The organism is Inquilinus sp. Marseille-Q2685 (assembly GCF_916619195.1).
GTDB lineage: Bacteria > Pseudomonadota > Alphaproteobacteria > DSM-16000 > Inquilinaceae > Inquilinus.
The window spans coordinates 1,374,326-1,387,085 of sequence record NZ_CAKAKL010000001.1 but is presented as its reverse complement, the minus strand read 5'-3'; the positions used below and the strand labels follow the sequence as shown (position 1 = coordinate 1,387,085).

Annotated in this window: 12 protein-coding genes; 7 read left to right on the top strand and 5 right to left on the bottom strand. The window is 71.2% G+C overall.

The annotated features are described in order from the left end of the window. Nucleotides 1-3: 3 nt before the first annotated feature. From LG391_RS06585 to LG391_RS06565, 5 genes are all read left to right on the top strand, one after another. Nucleotides 4-1,503, top strand: a complete 1,500-nt coding sequence (locus LG391_RS06585) for a tripartite tricarboxylate transporter permease (protein WP_225767173.1) — start codon at nt 4-6, stop codon at nt 1,501-1,503. 62 nt (nt 1,504-1,565) lie between these two features. Then, complete coding sequence (locus tag LG391_RS06580) at nt 1,566-2,315, top strand: metallophosphoesterase (protein WP_225767172.1); 750 nt, start codon at nt 1,566-1,568, stop codon at nt 2,313-2,315. A 350-nt stretch (nt 2,316-2,665) separates the two neighbouring features. Continuing rightward, nucleotides 2,666-3,997 carry a UDP-N-acetylglucosamine 1-carboxyvinyltransferase gene (gene murA / locus LG391_RS06575; protein WP_225767171.1) on the top strand — a complete coding sequence of 444 codons (1,332 nt, stop codon included), beginning with the start codon at nt 2,666-2,668 and terminating at the stop codon, nt 3,995-3,997. A gap of 157 nt (nt 3,998-4,154) precedes the next feature. Then, nucleotides 4,155-4,592, top strand: a complete 438-nt coding sequence (locus LG391_RS06570) for a PPC domain-containing DNA-binding protein (RefSeq protein ID WP_225767170.1) — start codon at nt 4,155-4,157, stop codon at nt 4,590-4,592. Between the two features lie 23 nt (nt 4,593-4,615). Beyond that, nucleotides 4,616-4,816, top strand: a complete 201-nt coding sequence (locus tag LG391_RS06565; RefSeq protein WP_225767169.1) for a CsbD family protein — start codon at nt 4,616-4,618, stop codon at nt 4,814-4,816. A gap of 54 nt (nt 4,817-4,870) precedes the next feature. On the opposite strand, the gene LG391_RS06560 is transcribed toward LG391_RS06565, so the two are convergent. Then, nucleotides 4,871-5,293 carry a hypothetical protein gene (locus LG391_RS06560; RefSeq protein ID WP_225767168.1) on the bottom strand — a complete coding sequence of 141 codons (423 nt, stop codon included), beginning with the start codon at nt 5,291-5,293 and terminating at the stop codon, nt 4,871-4,873. Nucleotides 5,294-5,384: 91 nt separating this feature from the next. After that, a complete protein-coding gene (locus LG391_RS06555) occupies nt 5,385-6,224 on the bottom strand; it encodes a phytanoyl-CoA dioxygenase family protein (RefSeq protein ID WP_225767167.1) in 840 nt (279 codons plus the stop codon). A 123-nt stretch (nt 6,225-6,347) separates the two neighbouring features. Here LG391_RS06555 and LG391_RS06550 point away from each other — a divergent pair, with 123 nt between their 5' ends. Beyond that, on the top strand, nt 6,348-7,586 hold the full coding sequence (locus tag LG391_RS06550; protein WP_225767166.1) for an MFS transporter: 1,239 nt from the start codon (nt 6,348-6,350) through the stop codon (nt 7,584-7,586). Nucleotides 7,587-7,640: 54 nt separating this feature from the next. Here LG391_RS06550 and LG391_RS06545 read toward each other — a convergent pair whose 3' ends face one another. Beyond that, on the bottom strand, nt 7,641-9,647 hold the full coding sequence (locus LG391_RS06545; protein ID WP_225767165.1) for an aminopeptidase P family protein: 2,007 nt from the start codon (nt 9,645-9,647) through the stop codon (nt 7,641-7,643). Nucleotides 9,648-9,996: 349 nt separating this feature from the next. Between LG391_RS06545 and LG391_RS06540 the strand changes: the two genes are divergently transcribed. Continuing rightward, on the top strand, nt 9,997-10,251 hold the full coding sequence (locus tag LG391_RS06540; protein WP_225767164.1) for a DUF1127 domain-containing protein: 255 nt from the start codon (nt 9,997-9,999) through the stop codon (nt 10,249-10,251). Nucleotides 10,252-10,264: 13 nt separating this feature from the next. Here LG391_RS06540 and LG391_RS06535 read toward each other — a convergent pair whose 3' ends face one another. Together LG391_RS06535 and LG391_RS06530 are read right to left on the bottom strand one after the other, a co-directional pair. Continuing rightward, nucleotides 10,265-11,518 carry an MFS transporter gene (locus LG391_RS06535; RefSeq protein ID WP_225767163.1) on the bottom strand — a complete coding sequence of 418 codons (1,254 nt, stop codon included), beginning with the start codon at nt 11,516-11,518 and terminating at the stop codon, nt 10,265-10,267. A gap of 121 nt (nt 11,519-11,639) precedes the next feature. After that, nucleotides 11,640-12,530 carry a 50S ribosomal protein L11 methyltransferase gene (locus tag LG391_RS06530; protein ID WP_225767162.1) on the bottom strand — a complete coding sequence of 297 codons (891 nt, stop codon included), beginning with the start codon at nt 12,528-12,530 and terminating at the stop codon, nt 11,640-11,642. Between the last annotated feature and the right edge of the window lie 230 nt (nt 12,531-12,760).

Here is a 12,760-nt window from a genome sequence, read left to right as displayed (position 1 = left end):
ACCATGGACCTGTTCGACAACCTGCTTCTCGGCCTGGCCACGGCGCTGCAGTGGCAGAACCTGCTGTACTGCCTGTTCGGCGTGCTGATCGGCACGGCGATCGGCGTGCTGCCCGGCATCGGGCCGATCCCGACCGTGGCGCTGCTGCTGCCCTTCACCTTCGGGCTCGAGCCGGCCTCGGCCTTCATCATGCTCGCCGGCATCTTCTACGGCGCGCAGTACGGCGGCTCGACCACGGCGATCCTGGTCAATGTGCCGGGCGAGACCTCGTCGGTCGTCACCTGCCTCGACGGCCACCAGATGGCGCGCCAGGGCAAGGCCGGGCTGGCGCTGGCCATCGCCGCCATCTCCTCCTTCTTCGCCGGCTCGGTGGCGACGGTGGTGATCGCCGTCCTTGCCCTGCCGCTCGCCGCCCTGGCGCTCGAGTTCACCGCGGTCGAGTATTTCAGCCTGCTGGTGCTCGGCCTGATCGCGGCGGTGATCCTGGCGCACGGCTCGGTGGCCAAGGCGCTGGCCATGGTGGTGCTGGGCCTGCTGCTCGGCACCGTCGGCATCGACGTCTCCTCCGGCGCCTCGCGCCTGACCTTCGGCATCCCGGAGCTGGGCGACGGGCTCGACTTCGTGCCGATCGCCATGGGCCTGTTCGGGCTCGGCGAGATCATGGCCAATCTCGACCGGCCGCAATCGCGCCAGCTGGTCAGCCGGAAAGTGCGGGACCTGATGCCCCGCCGGGCCGATCTGCGCCAGGCTTTCCCGGCGATGCTGCGCGGCACCGCCATCGGCTCCTTCCTCGGCGTGCTGCCCGGGGGCGGGGCGGCGCTGCCGCCCTTCACCGCCTATGCCATGGAGAAGAAGCTGGCGCGCGACCCCGGCCGCTTCGGCAAGGGCGCGATCGAGGGCGTGGCGGGGCCGGAGGCGGCGAACAACGCCGGGGCGCAGACCAGCTTCATCCCGCTGCTGACGCTGGGCATCCCGTCCAACGCCCTGATGGCGCTGATGATCGGGGCGCTGATGATGCACGGCATCCAGCCCGGCCCCCAGATCATGACCGAGCAGCCGCAGCTGGTCTGGGGCGTGGTCGCCAGCATGTGGGTCGGCAACCTGATGCTGCTGGTGATCAACCTGCCGCTGATCGGCATCTGGATCTCGATGCTGAAGATCCCCTACCGGCTGATGTTCCCGGCCATCGTGCTGTTCTGCTGCATCGGCACCTACGGCATCGCCAACAGCATGTTCAATGTCTGGCTGATGCTGGGCTTCGCCGTGGTCGGCTATGTCTTCGTCAAGGTGAAGGCCGAGCCGGCGCCGCTGCTGCTCGGCCTGGTGCTGGGGCCGCAGCTGGAGGAGAACTTCCGCCGCGCCATGCTGCTGTCGGACGGCGACTTCACCGTGTTCCTGACCCATCCGATCAGCGCGGTGCTGCTGGCCATCGTGGCGATCCTGCTGCTGGCGATGCTGGTCCCGGCGGTCACGCGCAAGCGCGAGCAGGCGCTGGCGGAGTAGGCTTCCCAACGGCGGGGCAGGGCGGCATCGTGATCCGTCTCGCCTCTCGCCGAAGGGTCAACATGCGCCTTGCCGTCCTCGCCGACATCCACGGCAATCTCCCGGCCCTCGAGGCCGTGCTGGCCGATCTCGGCCGCCGCGGCGCCGACGCCGTCGTCAATCTGGGCGACTGCGTCTCCGGCCCCCTCTGGCCGCGCGAGACGCTCGACCTGCTGATGGCCAAGGGCTGGCCGACCGTGCGCGGCAACCACGACCGCTGGGTGTGGGAGGACCGGGACGAGCCGACGAGCACCTCCGACGGCTATGCCCGCCGCGCGCTCGACGCCGCCGGCCGGGCCTGGCTCGGCGCCCTGCCGATGCGGCTCGACCTGCCGGGCGGCATTGTCGCCTTCCATGCGAGGCCGGAGGACGACAACGCCTATCTGCTGGAGGATGTCGAGGCCGGCCGGCTGGTGCGCGCCCCGGCCGCCGCCATCGCCGCGCGGCTGGACGGCGTCGCCGGCCCGGTCATCCTGTGCGGCCACAGCCACCTGCCGTGGCTGCTGCGCCTGCCGGACGGGCGCTGGGTGCTCAACCCCGGCAGCATCGGCGCCCCGGCCTATGACGATCCCACTCCGCCGGCCCATGTCTCCGAATCGGGATCCCCAGCCGCCCGCTACGCGATGCTGGAATTGAGCGGCGACACGGTGGCGGCCGAGCTGATCGCCATCCCCTACGACCACGATCGCGCGGTCCGAAGGGCGGCGGAGAACGGCCGTCCGGACTGGGCGCATCAATTGGCGACCGGCTTCGCGCGGCGGCCTGAGATTTGAAGCAACGATCGATCATCTAAACCGACACATGTTTTCCACTCTCCCCCTCCCGTCGCGGGAGGGGGTAGGGGGAGGGGGCTGCGCGCGTCCGCGCGCGAATGGGTAGGTACTGAACTCGCGTCCGTGCCGGTTTGTGGCAGTCTAGGCCGGCTCGATCCGAGAGAACCCCCTCCCCCTTGCCCCCTCCCGCAAGGGGAGGGGGAGGATAGAAGAGATAGGCCGGCACAACGGCGGTGTTTTGAAAAGGCTCGTAAGTGGGGAGAGGCAACGCAAGAACTGTCTGTTCTGTGCGATCGATCGTGCTATCCCGGCGATGAGTATGTCCTGACCAGCTGCGGAGCCGGGTGCCCATGTCGCGTGCAAATGTCGTGTCGTTCCGTCGGGCGGCGCCGTGGTGGACCGCGTCGGCGGCCGGCCGGCTGGAGATCGACGGCGGCGTGCCCCTCAGGGGCGAGATCGCCGTCGCCGGCGCCAAGAACGCGGCGCTGCCGCTGATGGTCTGCGCCGCCCTGACCGACGAGCGGCTGACGCTGCGCAACCTGCCGCGCATCCTCGACGTCGCCATTCTGGCCGGCATCCTGGCCGAGCTCGGCTGCGAGGTCTCGTGGGACGAGAGCGGCCCGGCCCTGTCCGGCACCATGGGCGGCGCCGGCTTCGGCACCGGCCGGGTCGACTCGGCGCTGGTCGCCCGCATGCGCGCCTCCTTCCTGATCGCCGGCGCGGCGCTGGCCCGGCTGGGCCGTATCGCCCTGCCGCTGCCGGGCGGCGACGCCATCGGCCTGCGGCCGGTCGACTTCCATCTCGCCGGCTTCCGCCAGATGGGGGCGGCCGCCGAGATCGAGGGCGGCGAGGTGGTGCTGAACGCGCCGGGCGGGCTGCGCGGCGCCGCCATCGTGCTGCCGTTCCCGTCGGTCGGCGCCACCCAGAACCTGATGCTGGCGGCGACGCTGGCCAAGGGCGAGACCAGCATCACCAACGCCGCGCGCGAGCCGGAGGTGACCGACCTGGCCCGCTGCCTCGCGGCGATGGGCGCTCGCATCGACGGCATCGGCACCGACACGCTGCATATCACGGGCGTCGACCGGCTGCACGGCGCCGACTACGACGTGCTGCCGGACCGGATCGAGCTGGGCACCCTGATCTGCGCCGCCGCGGCCACTGGCGGCGAGCTGCGCCTGGCCGGGGCCTCCACCGAGCTGCTGAGCGCCGCCCTGCCGGTGTTCGAGGAGGCGGGGATCGACATCGCGGCGGCCGACGGTGCCATCATCGCCCGGCGCGGCGCCGGCGGCCTCGTCGGCGTCGACATCATGACCCAGCCCTATCCCGGTTTCGCCACCGACCTGCAGCCCCAGGCCATGGCGCTGCTGTCCTGCGCCGAGGGCGCGGCCATGGTCACCGAGACCCTGTTCGAGAACCGCTTCCGCCATGTGCCGGAATTGCAGCGCATGGGCGCCAACATCCGGGTGGTGCGCAACCACGCCGTGATCCGCGGCGTCCCGGCGCTGCACGGGGCGGAGGTGACGGCGACCGACATCCGCGCCGGCGCCGGCCTGCTGATCGCGGCGCTGGGCGCCGGGGGCACCAGCACGCTGCACGGGGTCGAGCATGTCGACCGCGGCTATGACAGCCTGGTCGACCGGCTGCGCCGCTGCGGCGCCCGGATCCGGCGTGTCGACCTCTGATACCGGCAGCCTTCGAGATCGACTCTTCGGTCCCTTCCCCGTCATGGCGCTGCGCGCCTCGCCATGACGGATCAATGTTTCGGGCGGCTGGCTTGACGTAGCGGAACGCATCGCCCCGGGGTCTCGTTGCCATAACGAGCGCCACGGGAGCGATGGGATGATCGTCAAGCAGCTGCACGCGGCCGACGGCCAGAGGGTCTTCGCCGTCATCCTCGAGACCGGGGAGGCGGTGATGGAGAACCTGCAGCGCTTCGCCGAGGCGGAGCGGCTGACCGCGGCCCAGATCACCGGCATCGGCGCCTTCAGCGAGGCCGGGCTGCGCTATTTCGACTGGGAGCGGAAGGAGTACCTGCCGATCCCGGTGAAGGAGCAGGTCGAGGTGGCGTCGCTAATCGGCGACGTCGCGGTGTCGCCCGAAGGCAAGCCGGCGCTGCATGTGCATCTGGTGCTCGGCCGCCGTGACGGCACGGCCCTGGCCGGCCACCTGGCCGAGGCCCGGGTGCGGCCGACGCTGGAGCTGATCGTGACCGAGGCACCGGCCCATCTGCGCAAGGCGCTCGACCCGGACAGCGGGCTCGCTTTGATCCGGGCGTGACCACCTCACGACAGGAGATCGCGATGAACTGGGATCAGATTTCGGGACAGTGGAAGCAGATGAAGGGCAAGGCCAAGGAGCAGTGGGGCAAGCTGACCGACGACGACCTCGACGTCCTCGACGGCCAGCGCGACCAGCTGGTCGGGCGGATCCAGGAACGCTACGGCATTGCCAGGGACGAGGCCGACCGGCAGGTCGACGCCTGGTCGCGCAACCTGCACTGATCCACGCCGCAAGCGCGAAGGACCTGGGGCCGGCTTTCGCCGGCCCTTGCTTTGTCAGGCAACCGGCTTCGCCCGCTCCGGCCGGGCGGCGTTGACCCGGCGCAGCACCAGATCGCGGTCCTCGCGCACCTGGATCTCGCGGCCGCGGGCCAGAAGGATCGTCCGGGCCTTCGGATGGTGCCAGCTCTGGGCCGCCCGCACCGCCTCGACCCGGGCGGCGACGACGTGCACCGGGGTGCCGGACGGCGTGGTCAGACGGGCGACGGAGACGCCGTTGCCGAGCTTCTTCAGCACCGTCGTCAGCGAGTCGACCAGATAGGCCTCCTGCTCGTCGGCGGCGGCGGTGCCGAAATCGATCTTGGTGCGGCCGGGGATCTCGCCCGACCGGTAGGATTCGCGGATGAAGACGATGTCGCCCTTCGGGATCGACACGGCGCCGCCCTGGTCGTCCGTCCCGGTCAATACGGCCTTGACCATGGGTTCCCTCCCAGCTTGCGGTTGGCTCCTTGCGGAACCTGTTGCCGGCAGGATGGAATCAACTCGCGGCGGGATGCAAGCCTTTGTGGCCTCAGGCAAAACCCCGCACCGGCATCTCCGGCCCGCGGCGCAGCCAGTTGCGCGGCGAATAGGCAGTGCGGCCGTCGGTGACGTGCAGCGTATAGGCGTGGCGCGACACCGGCGACCGGTTCGGCGCGCTGTAATGCGGCAGCTTGCCGTGGAAGCAGACCAGGGCGCCGGCCTTGACCTCGACCGGCACGGCGGTGGCGTCGGTCGGCCAGGGCGTCGTGTCCAGCGTCTCCATCCGCGTCGCGCCGTCCTCCAGCAGGAAGCGCTCGCGCAAGGGGCTGCGGTGCCCGCCCGGCTCCACCCACAGGCAGCCGTTCGACCGGTCGGCATCCTCCAGCGCGAACCAGAAGGTGGTGACGCTGATCGGGGTGGTCTCGAAGAAGCTGGCGTCCTGGTGCCAGCGCACCTCGCCGCCGATGCCGGGCTGCTTGAAGATGTACATCGACTGCCAGATCTGCGGCTCGGCCAGGCCGAGATCGGCGGCGAGGTCGGCCAGCTTCGGGTCGCGCGAGAAGCGGTCGAACACCGGGTCCAAATCGTGCAGCGCATGGCCGATCTTGTTGATCGACAGCGCCTTGGCCTGGCGCAGCCGGCCGGCTTCGTCGAACGCCTCCTCCTCGAAGAAGCAGCGGATCTTGTCGCCCGAGGTCAGGAAATACTCGTCGGATTTCCGTTCCTGGTCCCTGGTGGTGAAGATCGAGACGGTGTCGCCGGGGTCGAAGGCCTCGACGATCGCCTCCGCCCGGGCGCGGACGACGCGGATCTCCTCGATCGGCTTGAAGCCCTCCAGCACCAGATAGCCGTCGCTCTCGTACTGCGCCTTCTGCGTCCCGCTCAACATCGCCGGTCCTCGCTCCCGATTCCGCGGGCAGTCTAGCGCGATCCGAGCTCCTGGCACCGGTCTTGCTTGCAATCGAACTGAAACAATGCTCGGACAGCGGCGGGACCGGGGCAGGGGACGGCGATGGCGACGACCGAAATCGGAATGGCGGCAGGCGGCGTGGCGGCGGACCGGCCGGATGCGACGGCGCGGCGGGCGCTGATCGCCTCGGCGGTCGGATACGCCATGGACGGGTTCGACCTGCTGATCCTGGGATTCATGCTGTCGGCCGTGGCCGCCGGGCTGGCGCTGAGCCCGGCCGAATCGGGGTCGCTGGTGACCGCGACGCTGATCGGCGCGGTGGCCGGCGGCATCCTGTTCGGCATGCTCAGCGACCGCCTCGGCCGGGTGCGGGTGCTGACCTGGACCATCCTGCTCTTCGCCGTCTTCACCGGCCTCTGCGCCCTGGCCCAAGGCTACTGGGACCTGCTGGCTTACCGGACCATCGCCGGGCTCGGCCTGGGCGGTGAGTTCGGCATCGGCATGGCCCTGGTGGCGGAGACCTGGCCCGCCCGTTACCGGGCCCGCGCCTCCTCCTATGTCGGGCTCGGCTGGCAGGCCGGCGTGCTGGCTGCGGCCCTGGCCACGCCACTGCTGCTGCCGCTGATCGGCTGGCGCGGCATGTTCGCGATCGGCCTGCTGCCGGCCATCGTGTCCTTCATCGTCCGCCGCACCATCGGCGAGCCGGCGCTGTTCCTCGACCGCGCCGCCCGGCCACGCCAGGGCAATGCGCTGCGCCTCCTGGTCAAGGACGCCCGCACCGCCCGGATCAGCTTCGCCGTCTTCATCCTCTGCTCGGTGCAGAACTTCGGCTATTACGGGCTGATGATCTGGCTGCCGAGCTACCTGTCGACGGCCATGGGCTATTCCCTGACCAAGTCGGCGCTGTGGACGGTGGTGACCATCCTCGGCATGTGCGTCGGCATCGGCGCCTTCGGCCATCTCGCCGACCGGATCGGCCGGCGCCCGACCTTCATCCTGTTCCAGGCTGGCGCCGCGATCATGGTCCTGGCCTACGCCCAGCTCGACTCGCCGGCGGCGCTGCTGGTCGGCGGCGCTGTGATGGGGCTGTTCGTCAACGGCATGATCGGCGGCTACGGCGCGCTGATGTCGGAGCTGTACCCGACCGAGGCGCGCGCCACGGCCCAGAGTGTGCTGTTCAACCTCGGCCGCGGCGTCGGCGGCTTCGGCCCGCTGGTGGTCGGCGCGCTGGCCTCGCAATACTCCTTCAGCCTGGCGATCGCGCTGCTGGCGGTGATCTATGTGCTCGACATCGGCGCCACGCTGCTGCTGCCGGAGACCAAGGGCGTGGAGCTGGAGTAGGGCGGCGCTGCCGGCACCCACCCCCATCTGTCGTTGCCGGGCTTGACAGAAAAGCTATCCGACCGGCCTTGTCGCCTGCTCCAGCCAGGCGCGGTCCTCGCCCTCCAGCTGCGGGCCGACGATGTCGCGCACCTGGGCGTGGTAGGCGTCCAGCCAGGCGCGCTCCTCCGCGGTCAGCAGCGCCGGGTCGACCAGGTTCAGGTCGATCGGGGCGAAGGTGATGGTCTCGAACTCGTAGAAAGTCCGGGTGTCGTCGCTCAGCTCCGCGCAGGGCTGCACCACCACCAGCGTCTCGGTGCGGATGCCGTAGCGGCCGGCGGCGTAGTAGCCGGGCTCGTTCGACAGGATCATGCCCGGCTCCAGCGCGATCGTGTTCGGCGTCTTGGCGATCCGCGCCGGCCCCTCGTGAACGCTGAGATAGCTGCCGACGCCGTGGCCGGTGCCGTGGTCGTAGTCGAGGCCATGCTCCCACAGCGGCCGGCGGGCGAAGGCGTCGATCTGCGAGCCGGTGGTGCCCTTCGGGAAGCGCAGGGTCGAGATCGCGATATGGCCCTTCAGCACCAAGGTGAAGTTGCGCCGCATCTCCTCCGTCGGCGATCCCACGATGATGGTGCGGGTGATGTCGGTGGTGCCGTCGCGGTACTGCCCGCCGCTGTCGACCAGATAGACGTTGCCGGGCTCGATCCGCCGGTTGCTCTCGGCGCTGAAGCGGTAGTGGGGCAGGGCGGCGTTCGGCCCGGCGGCGGAGATGGTGTCGAAGCTGAGGTCGCGCAGCGCGCCGGTGGCCACCCGGAACTCCAGCAGCTTCGCCGCGGCGCCGGCCTCGTCCAGTTTGCCGGACGGCGCCTCGCGCGCCAGCCAGGCCAGGAAGCGGCTGACCGCGGCGGCGTCGCGGCGATGGGCTTCGCGGGTGCCCTCCAGCTCCACCGCGTTCTTGCGGGCGCGGGGCAGGGCGCAGGGGTCGGCGCCGACATCGACCTTGGCGCCCTTCAGCCGGTCCTGCACCCAGGCGCTGGCCGAGGCGGCGTCGATCCGCACCGCCTTGCCGGCGCGGCCCAGGCCTTCCAGCGCCTGGCCGAGGCTGGACGGCGGCTGAATCGCCACCTCGTTGCCGAGATGGGTGTCGACGCCCGGCACCAGCTTGCGCCGGTCGATGAACAGGTCGACCAGCCCGTCGGAATGCAGCACGGCGAAGGACAGGGGCAGCGGCGTGTGCGGCACGTCGGCGCCGCGCAGGTTCAACAGCCAGGCGACGCTCTCCGGCGCGGTCAGCACCACCGCGTCAAGCCGGTCGCGCCGCAGCGCCTCGGCGATCTCGGCCCGCTTGTCGCGCGCGTCCTTGCCGGCCACATCCAGCGCCTGGACGATGGTGGGGGAAATCGGGGCCGGCGGCTGGTCGGTCCACAGCGTGTCGATCGGGTTCTCCTCGACCGCCACCAGAGAGCCGCCCGCGGCCTCCACCGCCTTGCGCGCCTTCTCGACCCAGGAGACCGTGACCAGGCGCGGGTCGTAGCCGGCGCGGCCGCCCTTCGGCAGCGCCTCGGCCAGCCAAGCCTCGTGCGGCTCCTGGTGCAGGTGCCGCCGCTCCCACAGCGCCGGGTCGGTCTGCTGCTCGGCCTGGATGGTGTAGCGGCCGTCGATGAAGATCGCCGCGCGCTCGGCGGTGACGACGGCGATGCCGGCGGAGCCGGTGAAGCCGGTCAGCCAGGCCAAGCGCTCGGCCCGGGCCGGCAGGTACTCGCCCTGATGCTCGTCGGCATGCGGCACGACATAGGCGTCAAGGCCGAGGCGCGCCAGCACGCCGCGCAGCGCGGCCAGCCGCTCCGCCGGCTTCGGCCCGGCCGGCCGGCGGGCGGCGGCGACCGCGGCTTTTGCGGCGCGCAGCCGCTTGGCCTGGGCCTCGGTCGCGCCCGGCACCGCCAGCTCCATCCACTCCCGGTCGTCCAGCGCCGCGGGCGCGGCGATCACGCCCTCCAGCAGCTCCTGCAGCCCGGCGGCGTCGTAGCGGCCGCCGGTGTCGGCAGCCGCGGCGGCGAGGGCATCGGCGAGATCGGTGGTCATCGGCAGCGCGTCCGTCAGCGGGGGCGGCCCGGTCGTCGGCGCGCCGGGCGGGATGACTCCTTATCGCGCATCGGGCGGGGCGGGGGAAGCGGCGGGCACCGTCCCGTTCAACCTCCAGACGGCCGCGTAAACGGATATGTTGCTATGCACAAATTCGATGTTGCGATGCACAAGAAAGCGCGCATTCTATCAAAGTGAGATCGCCGTCCTGGTGATCCCTCCATCAACGACAATCTCGGAAACGTCTCCCGGAAGCAGCGTTCCTCCACGCCGTCACGGCAGGGCCGCGGCGGATGTTGCAACGCAATAACCTGCGCCAGCAGGAAGCGGAAACACGGGACACACGATCATGGGATACCAGCTTCTCGCCACTCTCATCCGCGGCTTCTTCCGGATCCGCGGTGGCATCGACCGCAGCCTGACCTATCACGAGCTGATGGAGCTGACCGACCGGCAGCTCGAGGACATCGGCTTGACCCGCAACCTGATCGAGACGGTGCTGGTGCAGGGCGACGACGATGTCGCCGCCATGCTGCCGGAAGGCGCCGTGCGCGCCTCGCTGCAGCGCGCCGCCAACACCAACCGGCTCGCCAGCGTGGCCTGACCGGGCCGGCTGATCAGCGTTCGGCGGCCTCGGCGGCGGGCGTCTCCGGCGCCCGCGGGTCGAGCCCGATGGCGCCCTGGGTCGCCGGCTGCACCGACACGAAGCCCGGCCGTGCTTCGGCCGGGGCGCGGGCCCGCCGCCCCATCCGGTACAGGGTGAAGGCGACCAGCGCCAGGTTCACCGCGCCGACGAAGGCGAACAGCGTCGGGTATCCCAGCTGCACCATCAGCAGGCTGGCCGGCACCGGCCCGACCACGGCGCCGACGGCGTAGATCAGCAGCAGGCCGCTCGAGGTCTCGACGAACTCCCCGGCCTTGACCTGGTCGAAGGTGTGCGCCAGCGCCAGCGGATACAGCGGCAGCGAGAAGGCGCCGTACAGGAAGGCGAGGCCGATCACCGCCGTCTCCGGCAGCCCGTCGACCGCCAGCAGCGCCGCGCCGGCCGCGGCGGTGCCGATCCCCGAGATCACGATCGTCCAGCGCCGGTCGACCCGGTCGGACAGCCGGCCCAGCGGCCATTGCCCGACGGCGCCGCCCAGCACCCCCACGCTCATGAACAGCGCCACGGTCGCGGCGTCGAAGCCGCGCGCCTGGGCGAAGACCGGCCCCAGCGACCAGAAGGCGGCGTTGGCGATGCCGACCACCAGGCAGGCCGCGGCGCCGACCGGCGAGGTCGCGGCCAGCCGGGCCAGCCGCAGCCGCACCGTCTGCGGCGGGGGCGGTGCGGCGACGCGGGTCATCGCGATCGGCAGCACCGCCAGGCAGATCATGATCGCGATCCAGGTGAAGGCGGCCATCGGGTTGCCGGCCTCCACCCCCAGCAGCATCTGGCCGATGGTGATCGCGACCAGGGTGACGATGGTGTAGAGCGACAGCACGGTGCCGCGGGTGCGGCTGGTCGCCTGCTCGTTCAGCCAGCTCTCGATCACCATGAACACCACGGCGAAGCAGAAGCCGGTGCCGCCGCGCAGCACGATCCAGGGCGCCGGATGGACCAGCTGCGGGAAGGACAGGGCGACCGCCGCCGCCAGCGCCGCCACCGCCGCGAAGGTGCGGACATGGCCGGCGCGGCGCACCAGATGGGGCCCGAAGAGGCAGCCCAGCACGAAGCCGGCATAGTAGCCGGAGCCGAGCAGGCCGGTGACCACGGTGCCGAAGCCGGCGTCGGTCGCCCGCACCGCCACCAGCACCGCCTGCAAGCCATTGCCGCACAGCATCAGCCCGACCCCGGCCAGGAGCGCGGCGACGGAAGAGAGGACGGCGGTCATCGGGGAACCTCGGCGGCACCGGCGGCGGACGATCCCGCAGCCGGAACCCCAGCCTAGGCCGGCCGCGGGCCGCGATTTTGTCCAGGAGCGACGGCCGCTGCAGCGGGCGCGCTGTGCGGCCTCAACCCAGGATCAGCGTCGGCCAGCCGCGGATCGAGATCTTGTCCTGCAGCGTCAGCCGCTGCAGCCGGTGCGCGGCCAGCACCTGGGGTGCCTGGCGGTCCAGCAGCCCGGCCAGGATCGCCACCCCGCCCGGCGCCAGGTGGCGGCGCAGGTCGTCGGCCATGGCCATCAGCGGCCGGGCCAGGATGTTGGCGATGATCAGGTCGTAGGGGCCGTGCTCGGCCACCACCCGGCTGGCATAGCCGTTCGAGACCACGGCGGTGATCCGGTCCGACAGCCGGTTGATCCGGGCGTTGATCCGGGTGACGCGGATCGATTCCGGGTCGATGTCGGCGGCCAGAACCGGGGCGTGGAACAGCCGCGCGGCGGCGAAGGACAGGATGCCGGTGCCGCAGCCCATGTCGAGGATGCGGCGGAAGCGGCGGCGGCGCGACAGCCGGTCCAGCGCCCGCAGGCAGCCCTCGGTGGTCGGGTGCTCGCCGGAGCCGAAGGCGGTGGCGGCGTCGATGCACAGCGGGATGGTGCCGGGCGGCGGCGCCTCCTCGATATGCGAGCCGTGGATGAAGAAGCGGCCGATGCGCAGCGGCGGGAAGGCCTGGTAGGTCGCGGCCAGCCAGTCGGTCGGCGGCACCTTCTCCACCACCGGCGCCGGCAGGGCCACGCCCAGCATGACCTCGACCAACGCCAGCCGCGCGGCCAGCGCCGCCTCGTCCGGCGGGGTGCGGTCGATCCCCTCGATCACCCAGTCGCCGCCCTCCTCGATCTCGAAGGCGGCGACCGAGGCGAAGATGTCGTCGAAGGCGGTCTGCACCTCGTCGCCGATCTCGGGGCTGACGACGATGCTGGTGCGCCAGGCGGCGGCGGCTTCGGAGGGGACGGTGCGGCTCATCGAGGGTCCGGAGGGCAGGGGTCTGTGCTCGGCCGCACAGTATCGGGCCGGCCGCCGGATTGCATCCGCGATGTCGCTCCCGTCCGTTCCGGCGATTTGATTGATATTTCCCACAACTTATAGGTGTTGACGACGAGCGGCCGTGCGAGCGGTCATGGATGCGCCCGGCCCGCTTCGCCGCGCAGGCGGAAGACCGGCGCCCCAAGACCCGCGCGGACATCAGGAGGCGT